This is a genomic window from Comamonas badia DSM 17552 (genome assembly GCF_000484635.1).
Taxonomy (GTDB): domain Bacteria; phylum Pseudomonadota; class Gammaproteobacteria; order Burkholderiales; family Burkholderiaceae_C; genus Comamonas_C; species Comamonas_C badia.
This window is the reverse complement of record NZ_AXVM01000004.1, coordinates 19951-43425: the sequence shown is the minus strand read 5'-3', so window position 1 is coordinate 43425 and position 23475 is coordinate 19951. Positions and strand designations below refer to the sequence as shown.

Here is a 23475-nt window from a genome sequence, read left to right as displayed (position 1 = left end):
CAAGGTATTTGTGCCTGAAATCGTTTGTTGACAAGCGCCAGCAACTATTATTTTTGATGCAAGGGAAAGAGTCACATGAAATCGCTACTCGACCTGTTCAAGCAATTCACGCCCGATGAACACTTCGACGCCATCAAGATCGGCCTGGCGTCGCCCGAAAAAATCCGCTCCTGGTCTTTCGGTGAAGTCAAGAAGCCGGAGACCATCAACTACCGCACCTTCAAGCCCGAGCGCGACGGCCTGTTCTGCGCCAAAATTTTTGGCCCGATCAAGGACTACGAGTGCCTGTGCGGCAAGTACAAGCGCCTGAAGCACCGCGGCGTGATCTGCGAGAAGTGCGGCGTGGAAGTGACGCAGGCCAAGGTGCGCCGCGAGCGCATGGGCCACATCGACCTAGCCGCGCCGTGCGCGCACATCTGGTTCCTCAAGAGCCTGCCTTCGCGCCTGGGCCTGGTGCTGGACATGACGCTGCGCGACATCGAGCGCGTGCTGTACTTCGAAGCCTACGTGGTGACCGACCCGGGCATGACGCCGCTCAAGAAGGGCAGCATCATGAGCGAGGACGACTACGACGCCAAGGTGGCCGAGTACGGCGACGAATTCATCGCCAAGATGGGCGCCGAGGGCATCAAGGACCTGCTGCAGGGTATCGACCTGGAGCCGGAAATCGAGCGTCTGCGCGGCGATCTGACGGGTTCGGAAGCCAAGGTCAAGAAGAACACCAAGCGCCTGAAGGTGCTCGAAGCCTTCAAGAAATCCGGCATCAAGCCCGAGTGGATGATCCTGGAAGTGCTGCCGGTGCTGCCGCCGGACCTGCGTCCGCTGGTGCCGCTGGACGGCGGGCGTTTTGCCACATCCGACTTGAATGACCTGTACCGCCGCGTCATCAACCGCAACAGCCGCCTGCGCCGCCTGCTGGAACTGAAGGCGCCGGAAATCATCGCGCGCAACGAAAAGCGCATGCTGCAGGAGGCCGTGGACAGCCTGCTGGACAACGGCCGCCGCGGCAAGGCGATGACGGGGGCGAACAAGCGCGCGCTCAAGTCCCTGGCCGACATGATCAAGGGCAAGGGCGGGCGCTTCCGCCAGAACCTGCTGGGCAAGCGGGTGGACTATTCGGGCCGCTCGGTGATCACCGTGGGCCCGCAGCTCAAGCTGCACCAGTGCGGTCTGCCCAAGCTGATGGCGCTCGAACTCTTCAAGCCTTTCATCTTCTCGCGCCTGGAAGCCATGGGCATCGCCACCACCATCAAGGCGGCGAAGAAGGAGGTGGAAAGCGGCACGCCGGTGGTGTGGGACATCCTCGAAGAGGTGATCCGCGAGCACCCCATCATGCTCAACCGCGCACCTACGCTGCACCGCCTGGGCATCCAGGCGTTTGAGCCGATGTTGATCGAAGGCAAGGCGATTCAGCTGCACCCGCTGGTCTGCGCCGCCTTCAACGCCGACTTCGACGGCGACCAGATGGCTGTGCACGTGCCGCTGTCGGTCGAGGCGCAGCTCGAAGCCCGCACGCTGATGCTGGCATCGAACAACGTGCTGTTCCCGGCCTCGGGCGAGCCCTCGATCGTGCCGTCGCAGGACGTGGTGCTGGGCCTGTACCACGCCACGCGCGAGCGCATCAATGGCAAGGGCGAGGGCATGGCGTTCATGGATCTGGCCGAAGTGCAGCGCGCGCTGGACGCGGGCGAGGTCGAGCTCACCAGCAAGATCCGCGTGCGCCTGACCGAGTGGAACAAGGACAAGGACAGCGGCGCGTTCGAGCCGGTGGTGAACCTGGTCGATACCACCGTGGGCCGCGCCCTGCTCTCCGAGATCCTGCCCAAGGGTCTGGCCTTCAGCAACCTGAACAAGGCGCTCAAGAAGAAGGAAATCTCGCGCCTCATCAATGCGTCCTTCCGCAAGTGCGGCCTCAAGGACACCGTGGTGTTCGCCGACAAGCTGCTGCAGAACGGCTTCCGCCTGGCGACGCATGCCGGCATCTCGATCTGCGTGGACGACATGCTGGTGCCGCCGCAGAAGGCCGAAATCATCGGTCGCGCCGAGAAGGAAGTGAAGGAGATCGAGCAGCAGTATGTCTCGGGTCTGGTCACCGCCGGTGAGCGCTACAACAAGGTGGTGGACATCTGGGGCAAGGCGGGCGACGACGTCTCGCGCGTGATGATGGACCAGCTCAAGGTCGAGAAGACCCTGGATCGCCACGGCAAGCAGGTCGATCAGGAATCGTTCAACTCGATCTACATGATGGCCGACTCGGGCGCCCGCGGCTCGGCGGCGCAGATTCGTCAGCTCGCCGGCATGCGCGGCCTGATGGCCAAGCCCGACGGCTCGATCATCGAGACGCCGATCACGGCCAACTTCCGTGAAGGCCTGAACGTGCTGCAGTACTTCATCTCCACGCACGGCGCGCGCAAGGGCCTGGCGGATACGGCGCTCAAGACCGCCAACTCCGGCTACCTCACGCGCCGCCTGGTGGATGTGACGCAGGACCTGGTGGTGACCGAGAACGATTGCGGCACGCACAACGGCGCGCTGATGCGCGCGGTGGTCGAGGGCGGCGAGGTCATCGAATCGCTGCGCGATCGCATCCTGGGCCGTGTCGCCGCCGATGACGTGCTGCACCCCGAGACCCACGCGGTGCTGGTCGGCGCCGGCACGCTGCTGTCCGAGGACGTGATCGACGGTCTGGAAAGTGCCGGCGTGGACGAGGTCAAGGTGCGCACGCCGCTGACCTGCGACACGCGCTACGGCCTGTGCTCGATGTGCTATGGCCGCGACCTGGGTCGCGGCGGCCTGATCAACCTCGGCGAGGCCGTGGGCGTGATCGCCGCGCAGTCCATCGGCGAGCCGGGCACGCAGCTGACCATGCGCACCTTCCACATTGGTGGTGCCGCGTCGCGCGCGGCGGTGGCCTCGGGCGTGGAAGCCAAGAGCAACGGCAACGTGGGCTTCAACACCACGATGCGCTACGTCACCAACTCCAAGGGCGAGCTGGTGGTGATCGCGCGTTCGGGCGAAATCGTGATCCACGACGAGCACGGCCGCGAGCGTGAACGCCATCGCGTGCCCTACGGCGCCACGCTGACGGTGAAGGCCGACCAGCAGATCAAGGCCGGTACGCCGCTGGCGCACTGGGACCCGCTCACGCGCCCCATCATCACCGAGTACGCGGGCCGCGTGAAGTTCGAGAACATCGAAGAGGGCCTGACCGTGGCCAAGCAGGTGGACGAGGTCACCGGCCTGTCCACGCTGGTGGTGATCGATCCCAAGCGCCGCGGTTCGGCCAAGGTGGTGCGTCCGCTGGTCAAGCTCATCGATGCCGCCGGCAACGAGGTGAAGATCCCGGGCACCGACCATGCGGTGGCCATCGGCTTCCAGGTGGGCGCGCTGATCCAGGTGCGCGACGGCCAGGACGTGGGCCCCGGCGAGGTGCTGGCGCGCATTCCGGTCGAAGGCCAGAAGACGCGCGACATCACCGGCGGTCTGCCGCGTGTGGCCGAGCTCTTCGAAGCCCGCAGCCCCAAGGACAAGGGCATGCTGGCCGAGATGACCGGCACCATCTCCTTCGGCAAGGAAACCAAGGGCAAGGTGCGGCTGCAGATCACCGATCCGGACGGCCATGTCTGGGACGAACTCGTGCCCAAGGAAAAGAACATGCTGGTGCACGAAGGCCAGGTGGTGAACAAGGGCGAGCACATCGTCGATGGCCCGGCCGATCCGCAGGACATCCTGCGCCTCTTGGGCATCGAAGAGCTGGCGCGCTACATCGTCGATGAGGTGCAGGACGTCTACCGTCTGCAGGGCGTGAAGATCAACGACAAGCACATCGAGGTGATCGTGCGCCAGATGCTGCGCCGCGTCGTGATCGACAACCCGGGCGAATCGACCTATATCCTGGGCGAGCAGGTCGAGCGCTCGGAGGTGCTCAACACCAACGAGGCGCTGCAGAAGGACGGCAAGATCCCGGCGACCTTCACCAACCTGCTGCTGGGCATCACCAAGGCGTCGCTGTCCACCGACAGCTTCATCTCCGCCGCGTCGTTCCAGGAAACTACCCGCGTGCTGACCGAGGCGGCCATCATGGGCAAGCGCGACGAGCTGCGCGGGCTCAAGGAGAACGTCATCGTCGGCCGCCTGATCCCGGCCGGGACGGGCCTGGCCTACCACCAGGCGCGCAAAGTCAAGGACGCGATGGACGAGGCCGAGCGCCGCGCCATCGACGAGGCGGAGGCGCAGGAGCTCGCCGCCGGCGCGGATGGCGAAGTGGCCGCCGTTGCGCACGAAGGGGACAGCGAAGCGGCGCAGTAAAACGGACTGCCGCTGAGGCCCAGGCCCGCCGAGCTCTACAGTCGGCGGGCCATTTTGGTTTTTGTGAATGGTTTTTTTGCGATGACCTGGACTCCCTGGCTGGCCGTGGTGCTGGCACTTTTTTTGTTCTGGGCGGTCGGTGCGTATAACCGCCTGATCCGCTTGCGCTCTGCCGTCTTGCAGGCCTTCGGCGCGCTCGATACCTTTTATGTGCGCTGGATTGCGCTGGCGGGCGACTGCCAGTCGGCGCCGCACGAGACCGGTGAAGAGCCCGACGCAGCGCGTGCGGCCGTCCAGGCGGCGACCAGCCAGTTCGGCGCTTCCCTGGCGGTCGCGCGAGCCCAGCCGCTCGATGGCAATGCGATCGCCGCGCTGGGTGCTGGCGCCCAGGCGCTGGAGAGTGCCTGGTTGTCGCTGATGGGCAAAGACGCGCCGCAGGGCGCGGCGCCAGACCAGCAGCCGTGGGCGCGCCAGCGCGAAGGACTGCGCCAGCAGACCTTGCCTACGCTGCAAGCCTTCAACGCCGCCGTCGAACGCTACAACGCGGCGATCGCGCAATTCCCTGCCAGCGTGCTGGCGTGGCTGTTCGGCTTTCGAAAGACGCAGAGCCTGTGAACGCCCCCATGTCCGCTCCGCCCCTGTGGCGACTGCTGCTGGCCACCGCTGGCGCGTTGCGCGCCGTGCGCGAGGGAGCTTCGGCCACGCCGGCACTCGCCAGCGTGCCGGCGCCGTTGCGGCCCGGGGTGCAGGCGCTGCTGTTCCAGGCCTTGCGGCAGTGGGGGCGCGCGCAGGCCTTGCGGCGCAAGCTGGTGGCGCGCCCGCCAGCGGCCGATGCGGATGCGCTGCTGTGCACGGCGCTGGCGCTGGTCTGCCATGCGCCAGATGCGCCTTATGAACCCTTCGTTCTCGTCAGCCAGGCCGTCGAGGCCGCCAAGCACCATCCGCGCCTGCGCGCGCAATCGGGCTTCATCAACGCCTGCCTGCGGCGGTTTTTGCGTGAGCGTGAAGCGCTGCTTGCCGCCACCGATGCGGACGAGGTCGCGCGCTTCAACCATCCGGCGTGGTGGCTGCGGCGCCTGCGCCAAGACCACCCCCGGCAGTGGCAGGCCATCGTTGCGGCCGCGGACGTTCGGCCGTCGCTGATCGTGCGCATATCTGAATCAAAGACCACTCTGGCGCAGTACCAGCAAGCGCTATCAGCTATCAATATTGATAGTCATGCGGCGGGTGCTTCCGCCCTGGCGCTGCCGCAAGCGGTGCCGGTGGCGCAGCTGCCGGGCTATGCCGAGGGATTGTTCTCGGTGCAGGATGCCGCGGCCCAGCTGGCTGCGCCCCTGCTGCTGCAGGGGCTGGATGTCACCCAGCCGCTGCGCCTGCTCGATGCCTGTGCCGCGCCCGGCGGCAAGACGGTGCACCTGCTCGATTGGGCCGCGGCGCGCGGCGCGCATTGGAGCGTCACGGCGCTGGAAGTGGATGCAGCCCGCGCGGCGCGCATCCACGAAAACCTGCGGCGCCTGGGCCTGCGGGCGCAGGTGCTGGTGGCGGATGCGGCTGAGCCTGATAGCTGGTGGCAGCAGGCTGGGGGCGCGCCCTTTGACGCCATCCTGCTGGATGCGCCGTGCACGGCATCCGGCATCGTGCGCCGCCATCCCGATGTGCGATGGCTGCGCCGGGAAGGCGATATTGCTCAGCTCGCGGCCCAGCAGGCGCGCTTGCTGGAGGCGCTGTGGCCGCGGCTGCGCGCGGGTGGCCGGCTGCTCTATTGCACCTGTTCGGTTTTTCGCGCCGAGGGGGATGAGCAGGTGGCGGCGTTTCTTGCGCGCCACAGTGATGCCCGCCGGATGCCCTCTCCCGGCCATTTGTTGCCCGTGCCGCCGCCTGCGCGGGGCGCCGTCCCGGACAATGCGGGGGGTGAGCGCGATGGTTTCTTTTATGCGTTGCTGCGCAAGCCGGCATGACACCAGGCGGGGCGCCAGCCCGGCCCGGCGGATGCTGCATGCGCTGATGGCGATGGCGATGGCGATGGCGATGGCGATGGTGCTGTGCCTGCTGCAGGGCGCGGCATGGGCGCAAGAGGCGCCGCGCTCGCTGCAGCTGCAGGTGCAGCGCACCAGCGAAGGGGTGTTTGTCTCCGCCACGCTGAACCTGCGGCTGCCCGGGGCGGTGGAAGACGCGCTGCGCAAAGGCATCGCCATGCACTTCGTGGCCGATGCCCAGGTGCTGCGCCACCGCTGGTACTGGAGCGACAAGACCCAGGCGCGCGCCATGCGCTACTGGCGTCTGAGCTATCAGCCGCTGACGCGCCGCTGGCGCCTGGCGCAATCGTCCGAGCCGATCGCGGCGAGCGGACTGGGCGTGGTGCTGGGGCAAAACTACGATGATCTTGAGGACGCACTGGCGGCGATGCAGCGCATCTCCCGCTGGCAGATCGCGGAGGCCGGTGAGCTCGATGCGGACACGTCCTATACCGCCCGGCTGCAGTACCGGCTCGATACCTCCCAGTTGCCGCGCCCCTTGCAATGGGGAGCGGTGGGCGGCGCGAACTGGACGCTGCAGCTGGAAGCGAGCAGCCCGGTGCCGGCTGCCAGCGCCGCGGAGCCGGACGGCGGCTTGAAGGAAGGCTCATGAACAGCAATGCGCCGGTGCGCCCGGCAGGCTCCGCACGCCGCGAGGAAAACCGTGCACGCGGCCTGCGCTGGGCGCTGGGGCTGGGTGCAGGCCTCATGTCGGCGATCGCCATCGTGCTGCTGTTTTTGCTGACACTGGCGACGAACAACCGGGCCCTGTACGAGCGCAATTTCAGCTGGCTGGTCGCGGTCAATGTGCTGGTTGCCGCGGTGCTGCTGGCGGTGCTCGTCTGGGGTGGCGTGCGGCTGCTGCTGCGCTTGCGCAAGGGACGCTTCGGCAGCCGCCTGCTGCTCAAGCTGGCTGCCATCTTCGCCTTGGTTGGCGTGGTGCCGGGGGTGCTCATCTACGTCGTGTCCTACCAGTTCGTTTCGCGGTCCATAGAAACCTGGTTCGATGTGGAGGTGGAAGGCGCGCTCAACGCCGGTGTGAATCTGGCACGCACCACGCTGGACACCATCGCCGGGGACATGGCCGCCAACACGCGCAGCGCCAGCAGCCAGCTGGTGAACGTGCCCGATGCCGGCGCGGGCCTGGTGCTGGAACGCATGCGCGACCAGCTGGGCGCCAGCGACCTCATTCTCTGGAGCGCTGCGGGCCAGGCGCTGGCCAGCGCCGGCAAATCGCTGCTCACGCTCAATCCCGAGCGCCCCGGCCCGCAGATGCAGCGCCAGGCGCAGCAACAGCGGGTGGCGTGGCAAATCGAAGGGCTGGATGATGTGACCGAGCCTGGGCCGGACCTGCATGCGCGCGTGCGGGTGCTGGTGCTGGTGGGCAATCCGCGCGTCGGCCTGCTGGCCGAGCCGCGCTATCTGGAAGCCACGCTTGAGCTGCCGCCCGCCCTGGTCACCAATGCACTGGCGGTGCAGCAGGCCAACCGCGAATACCAGGAGCGCTCGCTGGCGCGCGTGGGCTTGCGCCGCATGTACATCGGCACGCTCACGCTCAGCCTGTTTCTGGCCGTTTTCGGTGCCGTGCTGCTGGCGGTGGTGCTTGGCAACCAGCTGGCGCGCCCGCTGCTGGTGCTGGCGGACGGCGTGCGCGAAGTGGCCGCCGGCAACCTCGCACCCAAGGCGGCGCTGGAGAGCCATGACGAGCTCGGCGAGCTCACGCGCGCGTTCGCGCTGATGACGCAGCAGCTCGCCGATGCGCGCGGCGCCGCGGACCGCAGCATGCAGCAGCTCGATGGCGCGCGTGCGCGGCTGCAGACCATTCTGGACAACCTGACCGCCGGCGTCATCGTCATGGATGCGCGCGGCCACATCCGCACCACCAACCCGGGCGCCACCCGCATCCTGAAAGTGCCGCTGGCGGCCTGGCAGGGCAAGCCCCTGGCGGACGTGCCCGAGCTCGGCGCCTTCGCGCAGGCCGTGCAGCAGCAGTTCGAGGCCTTTCTGGGCAGCATGGATCACCATGGGCTCGATCATTGGCAGCACGCCTTCGATCTGCATGGCGCCAGCAGCGCCACTGCAGGCCTGGCCAGCGAGGGCATCAGCCTGGTGGCGCGCGGCGCGGAGCTGCCCGGCAATGCGCGGCTGCTGGTGTTTGACGATATCTCGGAGATCGTCTCGGCCCAGCGTACCCAGGCCTGGGGCGAGGTGGCGCGGCGCCTGGCGCATGAAATCAAGAACCCGCTGACCCCCATCCAGCTGTCGGCCGAGCGCCTGGCACTGAAACTCGAAGGCAAGCTTGCGTCGGCCGAACAGGCCATCCTCGCCAAGTCGGTCAACACCATCGTCGAGCAGGTCGATGCGATGAAGCGCCTGGTCAATGAGTTTCGCGACTACGCCCGCCTGCCTTCCGCGCAATTGCACCCCTTGGACCTCAACGCGCTGGTCAGCGACGTGCTGCACCTGTACGGCGAAGAGAACGCGACGGTGCCCGTCCGCGCCGAGCTTGATCCTGCATGCCCCTGGGTGGCAGGCGACGCGCAGCAACTGCGCCAGGTCGTGCACAACCTGCTGCAAAACGCCCAGGATGCGAGTGCGCAGGCGAGCGCCCAATCCCGGCAGCCGTCATCGCCGGTCTGCCTGCGCACCGCCTGGAACGCCGCGACGCATCGCGTACGCCTGACCGTGAGCGACAGCGGCCCCGGATTTCCGGAGCACATCCTGCGCCGTGCATTCGAGCCCTACGTCACCACCAAGCCCCATGGCACGGGGCTGGGCCTGGCGGTGGTCAAGAAAATTGCCCTGGAGCACCGCGCCCGCGTCGATATCTCCAATCGTGTCGAGGATGGCGTGATTCACGGTGCGCAAGTCTCGCTATCATTCGAGGCGGCGCAGCAGGGGGCCACCTGACAAAAGACCTCCGCAGCGAACCGAGAGGGCGCACTGAAAGACATGGCAAATATTCTGGTGGTCGATGACGAGTTGGGGATACGCGACCTGCTGTCCGAAATCCTCAATGACGAAGGCCATAGCGTTGATCTCGCCGAAAACGCAGGCCAGGCACGGGCCGCGCGCGAGGCGGGCCGCTATGACCTGGTGCTGCTCGACATCTGGATGCCCGATACCGACGGCGTCTCTTTGCTGAAGGAGTGGTCGACCTGCGGGCAGCTCACCATGCCCGTCATCATGATGAGCGGTCACGCCACGATAGAGACGGCTGTCGAAGCCACGCGCATCGGTGCGTTCTCGTTTCTCGAAAAACCCATCACCCTGCAAAAACTCCTCAAGGCCGTCGAACAGGGCCTGAGCCGCACCCCCTCAGGGACGGCCAAGACGAACAATGGTGCGCGCGGCAGTTTGCCTGCTGGCACGGGGGTGCCCATGGGCGCTGCTGCTGCCCTTGCCGGAGCAGCGCTGCCAGAGCTCGAACCGGAACCCGGTCCCCTGCCGCACCAGGGCTTCGACCTTGATCGGCCGCTGCGCGAGGCGCGCGATGGGTTTGAGAAAGCCTATTTCGAATTCCACCTCGCGCGCGAAGGCGGCTCCATGACCCGCGTCGCCGAAAAGACCGGACTCGAGCGCACCCACCTCTATCGCAAGCTGCGCCAGCTGGGCGTTGACCTGGGGCGCAACAAGCGCGGCAACTGAAGCACTGGGATTCGACGGAAACCATTGCTTTTCCCCCTATAATCACGCCCTCTGGCCCGGTAGCTCAGTCGGTAGAGCAGAGGATTGAAAATCCTTGTGTCGGTGGTTCGATTCCGCCCCAGGCCACCACCCCCTCTTCTCAGACGATCCCAAGACAGCTAAAAAGTCCTTGAAAATCATGGACTTAGCCTAAAAAGGCGGCTCAAGTGGTATCGTTCAATCTCACAAAATCCTGTTCTTGCGTGTACCCATCGGTGTACCCCAGACTGCTTTTCAACCGCAGTCGATTTTGGGTACACCATGGGACAACTCAGCGAGCTTCAGATCAAGGCAGCAGCGCAGCGTGACAAGGAATACCTGCTGGCGGACGGCGAGGGTCTTTACCTTCGCATCCGGCCGACCGGCAAGGTTTGGGTCTACCGCTACAAGCAGTTCGGCAAAGAGGCCAAACTGAGCCTCGGCCACTATCCGGTGGTGTCGCTCGCGGCGGCGCGCAAGAAAGCGCGCGCCGAAGCCGAGAAGCGCGCTGACGGCATCGACCCCCGGGAGGCGCGCCGGGTGGCAGAGGAGCGCGAGCGCGTTTCCCGCATGAACACCTTCGAACTGACGGCCCGCGCCTGGCACGCCCAGGCGAAGAAGGACCAGGAGTGGTCGGACGGCTATGCCCAGAAGGTGATACGCCACCTGGAACTGCACATCTTCCCGTGGATTGGCGCGCTGGCGGTGGATGCCATCGCCCCCACGGAAGTGGTTCGCTGCCTGCATCGCATCAAGGAGCGCGGCCACCTGGAGACGGCACAGCGCGTGCGCGAAGCGGTGCAGCACGTGTTCCAGTACGCGGTGGACGTGGGGACACTGAGGCCCGGGCAAAACTTCGTGAACAAGGGTACCGGCGGCCTGCCGGCGCCGCGTGGCCGCCACTACGCGGCCATCACCGATCCCCAGGAACTGGGGCAGTTGCTGCGGGACATTCAAGGCTACAGCGGCAACGTCATCACCCGTGCGGCCTTGCAGCTTTCGCCTTTGCTCTTCCAACGTCCCGGCCAGTTGCGCCTAGTGCATTGGGAGAACGTGGACCTCGATCAGGCGGTGTGGCGCTGCCCGCCGGAGAAGATGAAGCTGCGGGAGTGGAAGAAGCGCGATAGCCGCACGCCGGCCCACCTCGTACCGCTGCCGACCCAGGCTGTCGCCATCCTGCGCGATCTTCTTCCGCTGACCGGCCCCACCGGGCCGATCTTCAAGAGCATGGCCAAGCGTTCGGAGAAGACGCGCTACATGAGCGACAACACCGTCAACAGCGCCTTGCGCACGCTGGGCTACGACACGAAGGAGCAGATCACAGGGCACGGGTTCCGCGCCACGGCGCGCACCCTGATCCGCGAACTGCTGGGCTGGGACCGCGAGGTGATCGAGCGGCACTTGGCGCACGTGTCGGACGAGGAACTGGGTAGCAGCTACGACCGGACGACGCACTTCGAGCAGCGCCGCCGGATGATCCAGGTCTGGGCGGACCTGCTGGACCATCTTGCCGCAGGCAAGCCGGTCGGGCCGGTGCGCGACTTGCGCCAGCTTGATGGCGCGCCACACGCACTGATCGATGTTTCAGCCTCGTTTGCCGGCCTGGCGCGCAGCGAGGGCGAGGGTTTCAGGATGGCAGCGTAGCCGCCTTCCCGTAGCCGTTCGGATCGTCGATCCACGCCTGAAGGTCGGCACTGGCCCAGGCCGAGGCACGGCCTCCCAGGTGGACCGGAGCGGGGAAGCGGCCTTCCGCAATGCGCCGATAGACCGTCGAGCGGCTGAGCGCGCAGATGCGCATCACGTCGCGCAGGCGGTAGAAGGCCGGCGGGGCTTTGGAAGGATTGGGCTTGGGGAGGGTCTGATGAAAGAGCATGGCAGTTCCTTGTCGGGGATGCCGGCAGGATGCGTCTCCCTCGGGTTCAGACAAACCCAAGGGAGCGCAGGAGAGCGCACCCTGTACAAGCCGGCCACAGAGCCGGCCTGCTTCCTGCGCTGGCCAGGAAGGGCGGCGCCTGCCAAGGCGGGTGTGTGGCGTGGTGGGCTGCCTTGCCAAGCAGGTGCACCCGCGGCCTTACCCTCGCGTCCACCTGATTTGATATATAGCACTGAGTGCTATAAAATGACTTTATTGGAACGGCCGAATGTCGATCTACAACACCCGCTGGTTTGACCGCTGGGCACGCAAGCAGGGTCTGCCAGCGGCCATCCTCTGCGCAGCGGTGCGCGAGATGGCCGCTGGCCTGGTCGATGCCGACCTCGGCGGCGGCCTGGTCAAGAAGCGGGTGGCTCGGCCTGGCCAGGGAAAGAGCGGCGGCTTTCGCACGCTGGTCGCCACGAACCGGGGAGACCGCTGGGTCTTCGTGTTCGGCTTTCCGAAGAACGAGCGCAGCAACATCGACAAGGACGAAGAAGAGGCCTTGAAGAAGTTGGCGGCCCATCTGCTGTCGATGACGGCCGAGGCGCTCGACCAAGCACAGCGTGCAGGCGAAATTGTTGAGGTGAACTGCGATGCGTAAGACCAAATCGGCGATTCTCGAAGCCGTCCATGAGACGGCCCAAGGGCTGCACAAGGCCGGCGTGATGGATCAGGTCACGCTGCGCGAGTTCGACCGCCTGTGCCTGCCTCCCGTCGAGCCCTTGAAGCCCGAGGAAATCAAGCAGATCCGCGAAAGCTCCCGGGTCAGCCAGGCTGTCTTTGCCCGGCTGCTCAACACCAGCACCTCCACCGTCCAGAAGTGGGAGATCGGCCAGAAGCGCCCCACGGGCACCGCGCTAAAGCTGCTTCACCTGGTGCAGGAGCGTGGTCTGGAAATCATGGCGTGATGCGGAGGGCCTGCGTTTGATTGGTCTGAACATTGCGGCAAGAACTACTTGTCTGCGCCGCATCAGCGCGACATAGCGTGCTACGTGCCTCCACAGGCAAAGCATTGTTGAACTAACGGTTCCTCCAAGAAGATTGGCTTTGAGGCCTGCGCGTGCCGGCAGTGCCTGTCGTCAGGCTCTGCGGGCTGCGCCCCGAGCCGGCTTTCCGCCGTCTTGGCCTCCCTGGCTCCGATCCTTCACGCCTCCGGCCTTTGGCCTGCGCGCTGCGCTTGCCATTTGGGTTGCGTGGCGGTGTGGGCTGGCTTGCTGGTTCCCTCCATCCTGTCACACCGTTCTCGCGCTCAAGGTCTGCGCGTGCGCTGCACGCTGGCGTCCTTTGGCCGTCTGCGAACCTGTGACCGTTGCGCTGCGGCGTGCCATCTCCGGTCTCGGGCAATCCCGCCTGATCACTGGAGTCTGTCATGACGCACGATCTGTTTTTTTCCCTCGATTCTTTCGTTGCCGTTCCTCCGTCGTCGCTGATGGTCTGCGACCGTGCTGGTGAGTACCGGCCGGCGGCGGCGCACGAGGTGCTGCTGGCCGCGCAGCGGGTGCTGGCAGGCCGGGTGCGCGGCAGCCAGGTGCTGGCTTCGCCGACGGCAGTCCGGGACTTCCTGCGGGTGCGGCTGGGTGGTTTATCGCATGAGGTCTTCGCGGTCGTTCACCTGGACACGCAGTTCCAAGTGCTGGACTACGTGGAGATGTTCCGAGGCACGGTGAGCCAGACGTCGGTGTATCCGCGCGAGATCGTGAAGGAGGCTTTGGTGCGCAACACGGCGGCGCTGCTGCTGGTGCACAACCACCCTTCGGGCGCGGCCGAGTCTTTGGCGCATCAAGGACATGTAGCGCCTCCCAATGCAGCCTGTTCTTGTTTGGTCAATCCGTACAGTTCAAAGGCATGTGCATTGCAGGCTTCGAGGTCGCGGGCAATGGCGGCATTGATCAGCTTGCCGCGAAGTGTCGTGGGAACATCTGTCCAGCGGGGAATCCGAATCCGCCGCAGATACTGCGCCTGGAACCGCAGGAAGCCCCCCCTCATGCGCGTCGAGTAGGTCGCGACGAACAAGCGGGCAATACGTGAGAGCAGCACCGCCTGCAGGGCTCGGAGATCCCATTGTTCTGCGGTAATGAAGTACAGGTTGTGATGCGGGTACAGACGACCTTCTTCGTAGACGATGTGCGCTTCTCCCTTGATGTCGGGTATCAAGAGCTTGGGCGTGCGTGTCAGCGACGGCGTGATGCGATCGATGGTCTTGTACCAGTGGCCTGGTGTCTTCTGCGCGCAGTGGCGCTGGCTGAGGATGTCCTTGCGGGTATCGAGATAGCGTTTCAGACGTGGGTAGCGATCCAGATCCACCAAACCACCTTCATCTGCAGCGGGATTGATGACGCCGAGCCCACGCCACTCCACCGTGCCATTCTGGATGTCTCGGGTCATGACCAGTGGTTGTTTGCGATCATCCTCTACATCGAGTTCGTCGTAGGGACCGATGAATGCCTGATCCGCACCCGTAGCGACACCGATGCCGACCTTGCAGCCAACCTCTTCGATCGGGGGGAAATCCTGCTCCAGTCGGCGCACCAGGGAGAGCTGGTCCGCTGATTCCAGCAACCAAGGGTTGTCGCCGACCGCGACGCCATGGAGTTCACGCACCTCACCGCCATTTTGCGGGGCTTCAAGTGTCGTTAGCTGGCGAGCCAAGCTACTCAGGACGAGACCGTCGATCCTGGGTCGGTGTGCCAAGCGCGTTGTCCCAGGCTTCTCCCGAGTGATGATCGTGATGGCTGGGTAGGCAATCACGTCGGCATGGAAGGCCGGTGTGTCGGTCATATCGACATGGGCCTTTAGGTGGAACTCTTTCGCGATCAGTGCGCGCAACGGTCCGCCGTAGCGGTTCTTCATCCAACGATCTGCGCAGATGAAGCCGAGTACACCTGCACGCGAAAGCAGGCGTAGGGAGCGTTCGATGAACGGAATGTACAAGTCGGCCCGGTCGTAGATGGTGGCATATCGGTTGCGGTATTCCGCTAGCAGGACACCCGGGATCATTTCCTGCCGCACGTAAGGCGGGTTGCCGACCACAACATCGAAGCTGTCTGGCAGCTCGGCCAGCAGGAAATCCCCATGCACCATCCAGCGGTTAGCGATGGCTTCGGCAGAGCTGGCCGCGATGCCGTGGCCAGCGAGGCGTGCGACTACCGCCGCATGGGTGCGCTCGAAAGTACTGCGGTGGAGCTCGACGGCGCGGATGCAGTCGCCAAGCGTTTCCTGAGGAGGAGGCATTGCTGCTGCCTTCCACGCTGCCAGCAGGCGGTCTATGGCCGGAAGCAGAAAGTCGCCGTCTCCAAACGACGGCTCCAGCAGCCGAAGTTCGTGCAAGGGGCGGTCAGTGCGGTATCCGACCAGGTCCAGGATGAAGTCCACGACCTCACGGCGAGTGAAGATCGCTCCTCGCTCTTCGATACCGCCTGCGTTGGACAGCGCTTCAACAGCCGCCGTGATGGGGCAGAGGTCGGGGAACGCACGCTGGCGTACGGCTATTTGGGGCGGCATGCAAGCAATCCGGTCTGCTGATGAAGCTCAATGCTTTTTGTCTTTGGGCGGATGCAGGTCGTTGCCATAGCTGTCGCTATCGCGGATCGTTCCATCTCGCTTGTGGATCACAACTTCCACGCGCTCTCGCATTGCCTGCTGGCGGGCCCGGCCAATGGCTTCCTTCTGTGTATCGACGACGACACCTGCTCGTCCCGCCCCTTCTCTCTTGGTGGCCCAGCCGTTTTCGTGCGGCACTACATGAATGTCCTTTTTGGTCATCTGCGTATCTCCTTTGAAGTGCTCACGACATGAAGTTGAGGCGGTTTCCTGGCCTTACCGTCTCCGTTGTTTCTGCTGCCATTGAGCCCTGTGAGCGCGAGCCCGAACACCAGTTGATCTAGCTCTTCTGCCGCGACGTGCAGCTCGCTGGCAATGTCTCTGCGAGAGATGCTCTCGTCCCGCAATGCTGCGAAAACCTTCTGAAGCACCTGGGAGGTTTCCCGTGCTCCCTCGTCAGGCTCTTTCTTTCGATAGCCTCTGGAGGAAAGCTCAATGTACAGAGACTGGTAGTGCCAATCGCTCAGGACGCCAACTGCATGGAGCCTGTATGTCAGTGCAGCGACCGAGACTCCCCAAAGCTTCTTGAGCTGAATCAGATGTTCGAGAGTCGCCATGCGGGGGGCGTAGGCCAAAACGCTGGCTTTGGGCATCAACAGGGCAGAGGCAAAGGCATTCGCTTCACGCTCGGCCTCTCTGCCTTGTGGTGATCCATGGCGATGCAAGACCAGATGTCCCAACTCGTGCGCCGCATCGAAGCGGCTGTGCTCGGCAGATTTCTTGGTGTTCAGGAACACAAAGGGCGTGCTTTGCCGCCACATCGAGAAGGCATCGACTTCGGCTGCGTCCACCGAGAGCGAAAAGACTCTGACCCCTTTCGCCTCCAGCAGGTGGATCATGTTCTTGACGGGCAACTCGCCTAGCCCCCATTGCTGGCGGAGGGCAAGTGCTGCGGCTTCAGGGCTGCCTTCGCGACTCAGGTCTGGAAGGTCAGATGAGGGGAGTTCAAATCGTGCTTCGATCCAGGCGTTGAGCATCAGTGCAATCGCACCTGATCCGAGGGCCGTGTCGCGCTGGCCGGCTGTCATCTTTGACAGTGCCCGAAAGCTGGCGATGTCAGGCGTGGGTTCATCCAGGTCGTCGCCAAAGAAGAACGACTCGGGAAAATTGAGCGCGGACGACAGCTTTGTCAGGCGCTCGTTGTCCGGGCCGAATTCACCCTTCTCGTAAGCTGAGACCGAGCGCGGCTCCACGCCAACCGCGGCAGCCAGCTTGGTCATTGTTAGTCCGCGGCGCTTGCGTGCGAGGGTCAGCCTGGAGGGGTTGAAATGGCGGTTCACACTCATGCCCGACGCTTGACGTCGACGGAGATGTCGGGCAGCGGCTGGGGTGGTGTGATCTCGATGACCTCGGGGTCGGTGGGGATGGCCTTCAAGATGATCCGTTCACGCCACCCATCGACGCGCCCGTCTGTTCCCATCGACGTAGGCAAGGAGAGCTCGCAGCGGACCTCGTTGTGAGCGCGATGGACGAGGAGAATCCAAGTCATGCGCTTCTCTTCAGGGCTTCCGTCGTCGGCTACCACCGGCGCGGAGTCGAAAATGTAGGGGAGCTCCAATTGCATCTGGTTGGAGTTCACTGCGTCAGCGGTGCTGGGTCCCTTCGACGATTTCGTTGTGGGGCTGGCGTCGATGCGGCCTGTAGCATCGTCTCCTGTTGCTACAGCGATGGCCATGGTGCCACTCGGATTAACGACCAGCGAATAGTTGTTCTCATCGCACCGCGACCAAGCGGGAAGCAGATACTCACGCAGACCACGGACCATAGTGGCCCAGGCACTAAACCCAGGGTAGAGCGGAGGATCGTTCGGTGTGCAGGAAGCGAAGGCAAGGTGCCCACGGCGTACGACCTCGGTGAGCCGATCTTCTTCGAGGCCCAATTGCGCCAAGCGATCCTCAATGGCACCATCTTCTGCGTATACCTGCGTCATGTTCAGCTTTCTGTCCGCACGGCGGAAACTTCCGGTTTTTATACCTCAAATCAGGAGAAAAAACAAGAAGCTGTACTGGGTACAGATGCCCGCCAAGGCGTTTCCATTCCGCTGTCCCTCTTTGTTACCTTCGTGTCGCCCCTGCTTGGATGAACTTGCTCAGGGGAGTGCACGGATGGTCTGAAACGTGGGACAATCGCGCCCAGAACTCGTGGTTCGATTCCACAGTTCCTCTTGGTTGGTCTGGTGTACCTGAAGGTGTACCCAGAGAACAGGAGAGATGAGAAAATCGAGTGTTGGCGCGGGTTGTGGAGGTTTTTGCGAACCAGCCCCAGGCCACCATCCATCTGTCCACGCGTGTCCATGCGCGTCTAAACGATAGCAAAAGCCCTAAGCAAAACAACCGCTTAAGGCTTTTTTCTTGTCCATAGGCGTCCACGGGAATCCATGCCAAGCCGATCAAGTCTGGGGGCAACTTTGGGGGCAACTGCTAAATTTTGGGCAGCTGCCCCCAAAAGTTGCCCCCAATGCCTCTGACAGATACCGCTATCCGGCGCGCCTTGCCCGGCCCCCAACCCGCCGGTTTACAGACGAAAAGGGGCTGTACCTTGAGGTTTCGCCCGCTGGGGCAAGTGGTGGCGTCTCAAGTACCGCATTGCCGGTGTCGAGAAGCGCATTTCCCTCGGCACATACCCGGAAACCGGCCCCTGTGCCGTGGTGTCCGCATGTCGGGGATTCGTTTTCCCAGGCAGCGAAATGGATAGCGAGTGGATTTTTCACCTCAAGCGCGAGTACCAGTTCTTACCCTGGCTGCCAGTGCCACCAATACCAGCACCGGCAGGCCCAGCAGCGCGGTGGCGATGAAGAAGTTGCTGTACCCGTAGGTATCCACAAACTGCCCCGAAAACCCCGCCAGCCATTTGGGCAGCAGCAGCATCATCGAGCTGAACAGCGCGTATTGCGTGGCTGAGTACTGCACGTTGGTGAGGCTCGATAAGTATGCGATGAACGCTGCGGATGCGATGCCACCGGCCAGGTTGTCGGCCGAAATCACGCCGATCAGCCCCGTCAGATCGTGCCCCTGCGTCGCCAGCCAGGCGAACAGCAGGTTGCTGGCGGCCGAGAGCACCGCGCCCAGCATCAGCACGCGCATCACCCCCAGGCGCATGGAGAGCACGCCGCCGACGAAGGCGCCCGCCAGCGTCATGATGACGCCGAACACCTTGGTGACGGCGGCGACCTCGTCCTTGGTGTAGCCCATGTCCACGTAGAACGGGTTGGCCATGATGCCCATCACGACGTCGCTGATGCGGTAGATGGCGATGAGCGCAAGGATCAGCGCCGCCTGCCAGCGGTAGCGGGTGATGAAGTCGGCAAACGGATCGACCACGGCGCCGCGCAGCCAGTCGGCCAGGCCCTTGGCCGGCGGCAGCGGGCGCGGCGCGGGCTCGGGCGAGAGCAGCACGGTCAGCGTGCCGACCAGCATGCTGGCCGCCATCACCAGATAGGCCGTGGCCCAGGCGCCGGCCTGGTAGCCGCTGGCGCTGGTGTCTTCGCTGCGCGCGGCCAGCCACAGCACGCCGGCGCCGGCCCAGATCATGGCCAGGCGGTAGCCGGTCTGGTAGGTGGCGGCCAGCGCCGCCTGGCGATCCGCGTCGGCCGATTCGATGCGGAAGGCATCGAGCGCAATGTCCTGCGTCGCCGAGCCAAAGGCCACCAGCAGCGCGCACCAGACCATGGCATTGAGCCCCTGGCGCGGGTCGGCCAGCGCCATGCCGGCCAGGCCGGCCATCACCAGGCCCTGGGCCAGCAGCAGCCAGCTGCGCCGCCGCCCCAGGATGCGCGTGGCCAGCGGCAGCGGCAGGCGATCGACCAGCGGCGACCAGACCCATTTGAAGGCGTAGGCCAGGCCGACCCAGGAGAGGTAGCCGATGGTGGTGCGGTCGATGCCGGCCTCGCGCAGGCGGAATGACAGCGTGCCCAGCACCAGCAGGAGCGGCAGCCCGGCCGAGAAGCCGAGCGCGAGCATGCGCAGGCTGGCGGGTTCCAGGTAGACGCGCCAGGCGCTGAGCCAGGAGCGGCGGGGAGTTTCAGGGGAAGAGCTTGCCATGGGATGCGCGGGGTTTGGGAAGACGCTGCGCGCAAGGCGCGTGCGCCATTATCCGGAGCCCCGGCCATGCGGTGGGAGGTCAGGGGTGGATGGAGCGCTTGTAGCGGCGGATCAGGCGCTCGGCTTGCTCGGGATCACGATAGGCCGAGGGGGTAGCGAGTGCTCCGGACTTCTGCAGCGTCTGCTTGTCCTGCTCCAGCGGCAGTGCGGGGCAGTTGATCTGCCGCTGTTCCAGGGTTTCGCCCAGCAGGTAGCGCGTGGCGGCCAGGTCCACGCAGTTGTCCATGTAGGGATAGAGCGCGTGGTGGTATTCGCCCGGCACGTAGATCAGTTGCGCCCTGGGCAGCAGATCGAACATGCGCAGCGCGCCGGGAGCGGGGGTGGCGGAGTCGTATTCGTCCTGGATCAGAAGGATGGGCAGTTCCCGCAGGCGCTCGATGGCGGGTTTGTGTATCTTGGGTGGGTTCCAGAACAGGCAGTGGTTGTCCAGCAGCACGCTGGAGAACAGGGGGGCGTTCAGGATGGCTTGTTCGTAGCGGCCCCTCCAGGCGGTGAGACTGGTGTCGGAGATGTCGTCATTGCACGTCACCACCCGGAAACCTTCCTGGGCCCTGTAACTCGTGCCCCTTGCAGGGGTGAGCCAGAGGTGGCCTGTCTCGTTCCAGAGAAAGGCGACTTGCTCTTGCACCAGCGCATTCGCAGTGGTGGGGCCGGGCACAAAACCCTTGCTTTCGGCGGCATGCTCCATGGCTTGTTCCATCGCCTGCGCGATGGCTGCGTTGCGCTGCCCTGGGGGCAACCCCTGCGGCGCGGCTTGCTCGGCCGACTTCAGGGCGGCGTCCAGCCAGGTGCCGGCCTTGATGGTGGCCACGTACTTGTCGCTGTCGCTCCTGGAGTAGATGGCGCCACCCAGCGGGTCAAGCGCGCGTTGCACGCGCCAGTCGAGCCGATCGATCTGCGCCTGGATCCCGGCAGCGCTGGTGCCCAGGCCGAAGTAGCTGTCGTGGCGTGCGGCGTAAGGCAGCAGGATGTCCGTGTGCGCGGCCTGGCGGGCGCGCGGCAGATCGAACAGGCGTGCTTCCATCGGCTCCGACAGCGGCCACACGCTATCGAGCACCATGCGCCCCACCCGCTCGGGGTACATGCCGGCGTACCACGCGCCCAGCCAGGTGCCGTAGGAATAACCGATGTAGTTCAGCTTTTCATCGCCCAGTAGCTCGCGCATCAGATCCATGTCGCGCGCGGTGGCCTCGGTGTGGATGTGCGGCGTGAGCGGGTTCTTCGCGCAGGCATCGGCAACGTACTTGGCGTTGAACAGGGCGTTGTCCAGATTGACGGGGTCCAGCAGGTCTTGCGTGTGGTCGGTGGGGCGCTTGAAGGCATTGCCCGAACAAACGATGGGGGTGCTGTCGCCCATGCCGCGTGGAGAAAACCCGATGAAATCGTAGCTGTCCAGCAACTGCAGCTGCATCTTGCCCAGGGCGGTGTCCGGATTGCTGCCTGCGTAGGCGCGGTACAGGCTCAACGCATCGCCCAGACCGTCTCCCCCAGGCCCGCCGGGGTTGGCCAGCAGCGAGCCCCTGCGCAGTTGCGGCTGGGCGGAGACCACGCGCATCAGGCTCAGCGTGACATCGCCCTTTTCTGGCGCGCCCCAGTCCATGGGCGCGCGCAGGTAGCTGCACTGCAGCCTGTCGCCCAGTTCCTTCCAGATGCCCCTGGTGATGTCGGTGTCCGCGCCAAGGATGGTCGGCTCGCACGCGAACCAGTTCACAGCCTGGGTGCGGTAGGGGGCGAGGGGGTCTGGGTCTTCGCTGCCGCCGCAGCCCGTAAGTGCGCCAACGGACAGTGCGCCACCGGCAAGGGAGAAAAGAATGCGGCGCAAGGCAGATCGGTGGGACGGGTGCATATTGTTTGCAAGGTTTGAGGTGTCGGCGACAGCACAAGCCGCTGTCGTGCTGCGATTTTTGGGTAGTCTAGTGGGACTGGATGGCGTTTTCGCTGCCGGCAGCGTGCAGTGAAGCGAGGTCTTACCATTGCCGCCATGCGCCACGCCAACCCGCTCGTCGAGCCGCAGTATTCGGTGCGCCGCTACGACGGCGAGCACCACGCCCATGCGCATGGTTTTGCGCAAATCCTCTATGCGCTCGAAGGCGCCATGGAGCTGAGCATTGCCGGGCGCGGCGCCTTCATCGACACGGCCAGCGGCATCGTCATTCCCGCCGGGGCGGATCACGGCTACTACGCCGAGCGCGGTGCGCGCATTCTGGTGATCGATGCACCAGAGCAGCAGGGCCTGGCGCGCATGCGCCGCTTTGCGGTGCCTGAGCCTTGGCGCGCGCAGCCTCCCCAGGCGCCCGTGCTGGCCCAGTGCGTGGCCGAGGTGCTGCAGGCGCCCAGCCTGCTGGTGCGCCGCCGCATCGACCTGGCGCAACTCACCCGGCAGGTGGGTACCGCCCTGCACGAGGACTGGCCCACGCCGCGCCTGGCCGCGCTGTGCCACCTGAGCCCGCAGCGCTTTCACGCGCGCCTGCTGGAGTTGACGGGCAGCACGCCACAGGCCTGGCTGCGCGATTTGCGGCTGGATCGGGCCGAGCAGTGGCTTGCGCGCGGACAGTCGCTGGAAGCCACGGCGCTCGCCTGCGGCTACGCCAGCGCCAGCGCGCTCGCCTACGCGCTCAAGCGCGAGCGCGGCATGGGCGCACGCACACTGCGGCGCTGAAATACTTCTGAAAAGATAGCTATTGGCGCTTGCAGGACGGACGTAAGACCCTGATTTGTCTCGGATAAACCGCTTTACCCCTCACGCTCACGCCCGACCTCCCACTACGCGCGTTGCTCGATAGTTGCGCCCCTTGGCTGCGCCACCATTGCCGCCATGACCGATGCACGACATTCCGCGCGCGGCATCGCGCTGGTGCTGATGGCCGCGATGCTCTGGGGCACCACAGGCACCGCGCAAAGCCTGGCGCCCGCCACCCTCTCGCCCTACTGGGTGGGTGCGCTGCGGCTGGTGATTGCCAGCGGCTTCTTCGCGCTGCTGGCCCTGGGCGCCCCGGCGCGTTCGGGTGCCTGGCCCTGGCCGCCGGTGCTGCTGGCCGGCGTCAGCATCGCCGTCTACAACCTGAGCTTTTTTGCCGGCGTGCGCGCCAGTGGCGTGGCGCTGGGAACGGCGATCGCCATCGGCAGCGGGCCGATCTGGGCCGGCCTGCTGCAGACCGTGGTGGCACGCCGCCTGCCCGCGCCGCTGTGGTGGCTGGGCACGCTGGTGAGCGTGGCGGGCGGCGCGGCCATGGCGCTGGGCCAGGGCGGCGGCCCGCGGCTGCAGGCGGGCGGCGTGGCGCTGTGTCTGCTGGCGGGCCTGTGCTATGCGGTGTATACGCTGGCCAACAAGCACTTGGTGCTGGCGCTGGGGCCGGTGCGCACCAATCTAGTGGTGTTCGCGGGTGCTTCCCTTCTGTCGGTGCCCATGGCCTGGGTGCTCGGCGGGCCGCTGCAGGCCGGGGCGCAGAGCTGGGCGGTGGTGGCCTTCCTCGGACTCGTCAGCACCGGCATCTCCTACCTGCTGTTTTCCAGCGGGCTGCGCCACATCTCGGGCGCCACCGGCGTCACGCTGGCGCTGGGCGAGCCGGTGACCGCCTTCATGCTGGCGGTCTGGGTGGTGGGAGAGCGCCAGCAACTGCTCGCCTGGCTGGGTCTGGCGGGGGTGATTGCGGGGCTGCTGGTGGTGATCCTGGCGGAAATGCGCGCGCCCACCTCAGAGCGTGTTCAAAGTCTCCGCGTAGTGCCCGTTGCCCCGCCAAGGTAGTGGCTGCCAGGCGCAAGCCACAGCCGGGCTTGGAGCGCCGAAAGCGCGTCGGTGCGCAAGCATCGCCCGCCCTTGGCGTGGTGGTTTCTGGTTTCCCGGCAAGCGATCCGCTTGCACTTGCTCGCG

Annotated in this window: 19 protein-coding genes, 1 tRNA gene and 1 pseudogene; 14 read left to right on the top strand and 7 right to left on the bottom strand. The window is 65.2% G+C overall.

The annotated features are described in order from the left end of the window. Positions 1-75: 75 nt before the first annotated feature. The 8 genes from rpoC (at position 76) to K320_RS0109360 (ending at position 11633) form a co-directional block, all read left to right on the top strand. Positions 76-4308 carry a DNA-directed RNA polymerase subunit beta' gene (gene rpoC / locus K320_RS0109395; RefSeq protein ID WP_024538585.1) on the top strand — a complete coding sequence of 1411 codons (4233 nt, stop codon included), beginning with the start codon at positions 76-78 and terminating at the stop codon, positions 4306-4308. Positions 4309-4389: 81 nt separating this feature from the next. Next, complete coding sequence (locus tag K320_RS0109390) at positions 4390-4923, top strand: LemA family protein (protein WP_024538584.1); 534 nt, start codon at positions 4390-4392, stop codon at positions 4921-4923. An 8-nt stretch (positions 4924-4931) separates the two neighbouring features. Further along, complete coding sequence (gene rsmB, locus K320_RS0109385; RefSeq protein WP_024538583.1) at positions 4932-6266, top strand: 16S rRNA (cytosine(967)-C(5))-methyltransferase RsmB; 1335 nt, start codon at positions 4932-4934, stop codon at positions 6264-6266. A 31-nt stretch (positions 6267-6297) separates the two neighbouring features. After that, complete coding sequence (locus K320_RS0109380) at positions 6298-6936, top strand: DUF4390 domain-containing protein (protein WP_245593858.1); 639 nt, start codon at positions 6298-6300, stop codon at positions 6934-6936. Further along, a complete protein-coding gene (locus K320_RS0109375) occupies positions 6933-9233 on the top strand; it encodes a sensor histidine kinase (protein WP_024538581.1) in 2301 nt (766 codons plus the stop codon). The genes K320_RS0109380 and K320_RS0109375 overlap by 4 nt, the downstream gene beginning before the upstream one ends. 42 nt (positions 9234-9275) lie before the next feature. Continuing rightward, positions 9276-9971 carry a response regulator gene (locus K320_RS0109370; protein ID WP_024538580.1) on the top strand — a complete coding sequence of 232 codons (696 nt, stop codon included), beginning with the start codon at positions 9276-9278 and terminating at the stop codon, positions 9969-9971. 53 nt (positions 9972-10024) lie between these two features. Beyond that, positions 10025-10100, top strand: a tRNA-Phe gene (locus tag K320_RS0109365). A gap of 171 nt (positions 10101-10271) precedes the next feature. After that, positions 10272-11633 (top strand): tyrosine-type recombinase/integrase, encoded by a 1362-nt coding sequence (locus K320_RS0109360; RefSeq protein WP_024538579.1) that lies wholly within the window; start codon positions 10272-10274, stop codon positions 11631-11633. On the opposite strand, the gene K320_RS0109355 is transcribed toward K320_RS0109360, so the two are convergent. Then, on the bottom strand, positions 11617-11862 hold the full coding sequence (locus K320_RS0109355) for a helix-turn-helix transcriptional regulator (RefSeq protein ID WP_024538578.1): 246 nt from the start codon (positions 11860-11862) through the stop codon (positions 11617-11619). The genes K320_RS0109360 and K320_RS0109355 overlap by 17 nt on opposite strands. A gap of 268 nt (positions 11863-12130) precedes the next feature. Here K320_RS0109355 and K320_RS0109350 point away from each other — a divergent pair, with 268 nt between their 5' ends. The 3 genes and pseudogenes from K320_RS0109350 to K320_RS18675 all read left to right on the top strand — a co-directional run. Further along, complete coding sequence (locus tag K320_RS0109350; protein ID WP_024538577.1) at positions 12131-12505, top strand: type II toxin-antitoxin system RelE/ParE family toxin; 375 nt, start codon at positions 12131-12133, stop codon at positions 12503-12505. Beyond that, positions 12498-12812 carry a helix-turn-helix domain-containing protein gene (locus tag K320_RS0109345; RefSeq protein WP_024538576.1) on the top strand — a complete coding sequence of 105 codons (315 nt, stop codon included), beginning with the start codon at positions 12498-12500 and terminating at the stop codon, positions 12810-12812. The genes K320_RS0109350 and K320_RS0109345 overlap by 8 nt, the downstream gene beginning before the upstream one ends. Positions 12813-13273: 461 nt before the next feature. Next, positions 13274-13660: pseudogene (locus K320_RS18675) on the top strand (JAB domain-containing protein); the annotation flags it as partial. A gap of 23 nt (positions 13661-13683) precedes the next feature. On the opposite strand, the gene K320_RS0109335 reads toward K320_RS18675, so the two are convergent. From K320_RS0109335 to K320_RS19075, 4 genes are read right to left on the bottom strand one after another with little or no spacing between them, the layout of a single operon-like run. After that, the gene (locus K320_RS0109335; RefSeq protein WP_211236109.1) at positions 13684-15405 is read right to left on the bottom strand and encodes an Eco57I restriction-modification methylase domain-containing protein; all 1722 of its coding nucleotides are present in this window, start codon (positions 15403-15405) and stop codon (positions 13684-13686) included. 27 nt (positions 15406-15432) lie between these two features. Continuing rightward, positions 15433-15666 (bottom strand): DUF2188 domain-containing protein, encoded by a 234-nt coding sequence (locus tag K320_RS0109330; RefSeq protein WP_024538574.1) that lies wholly within the window; start codon positions 15664-15666, stop codon positions 15433-15435. Beyond that, a complete protein-coding gene (locus K320_RS0109325; protein WP_034343146.1) occupies positions 15663-16790 on the bottom strand; it encodes an XRE family transcriptional regulator in 1128 nt (375 codons plus the stop codon). The genes K320_RS0109330 and K320_RS0109325 overlap by 4 nt, the downstream gene beginning before the upstream one ends. Then, the gene (locus K320_RS19075) at positions 16787-17179 is read right to left on the bottom strand and encodes a hypothetical protein (RefSeq protein ID WP_156913932.1); all 393 of its coding nucleotides are present in this window, start codon (positions 17177-17179) and stop codon (positions 16787-16789) included. Before K320_RS19075 ends, K320_RS0109325 begins: the two co-directional genes overlap by 4 nt. A gap of 156 nt (positions 17180-17335) precedes the next feature. Here K320_RS19075 and K320_RS19070 point away from each other — a divergent pair, with 156 nt between their 5' ends. After that, on the top strand, positions 17336-17587 hold the full coding sequence (locus K320_RS19070; RefSeq protein ID WP_156913930.1) for a hypothetical protein: 252 nt from the start codon (positions 17336-17338) through the stop codon (positions 17585-17587). Positions 17588-18215: 628 nt separating this feature from the next. On the opposite strand, the gene K320_RS0109315 is transcribed toward K320_RS19070, so the two are convergent. Then, positions 18216-19544: an AmpG family muropeptide MFS transporter gene (locus K320_RS0109315; protein WP_024538571.1), complete on the bottom strand. Its 1329-nt coding sequence runs from the start codon at positions 19542-19544 to the stop codon at positions 18216-18218. 79 nt (positions 19545-19623) lie between these two features. Further along, positions 19624-21426, bottom strand: coding sequence for an alpha/beta fold hydrolase (locus K320_RS0109310; protein WP_024538570.1), 1803 nt, complete (start codon positions 21424-21426; stop codon positions 19624-19626). Between the two features lie 159 nt (positions 21427-21585). On the opposite strand from K320_RS0109310, the gene K320_RS0109305 reads away from it, so the two are divergent. Together K320_RS0109305 and K320_RS0109300 are read left to right on the top strand one after the other, a co-directional pair. After that, positions 21586-22263: an AraC family transcriptional regulator gene (locus tag K320_RS0109305; RefSeq protein WP_024538569.1), complete on the top strand. Its 678-nt coding sequence runs from the start codon at positions 21586-21588 to the stop codon at positions 22261-22263. 156 nt (positions 22264-22419) lie between these two features. Next, entirely contained in the window at positions 22420-23349 is a 930-nt protein-coding gene (locus K320_RS0109300; protein WP_024538568.1) for a DMT family transporter, read from the top strand. Positions 23350-23475: the final 126 nt, after the last annotated feature.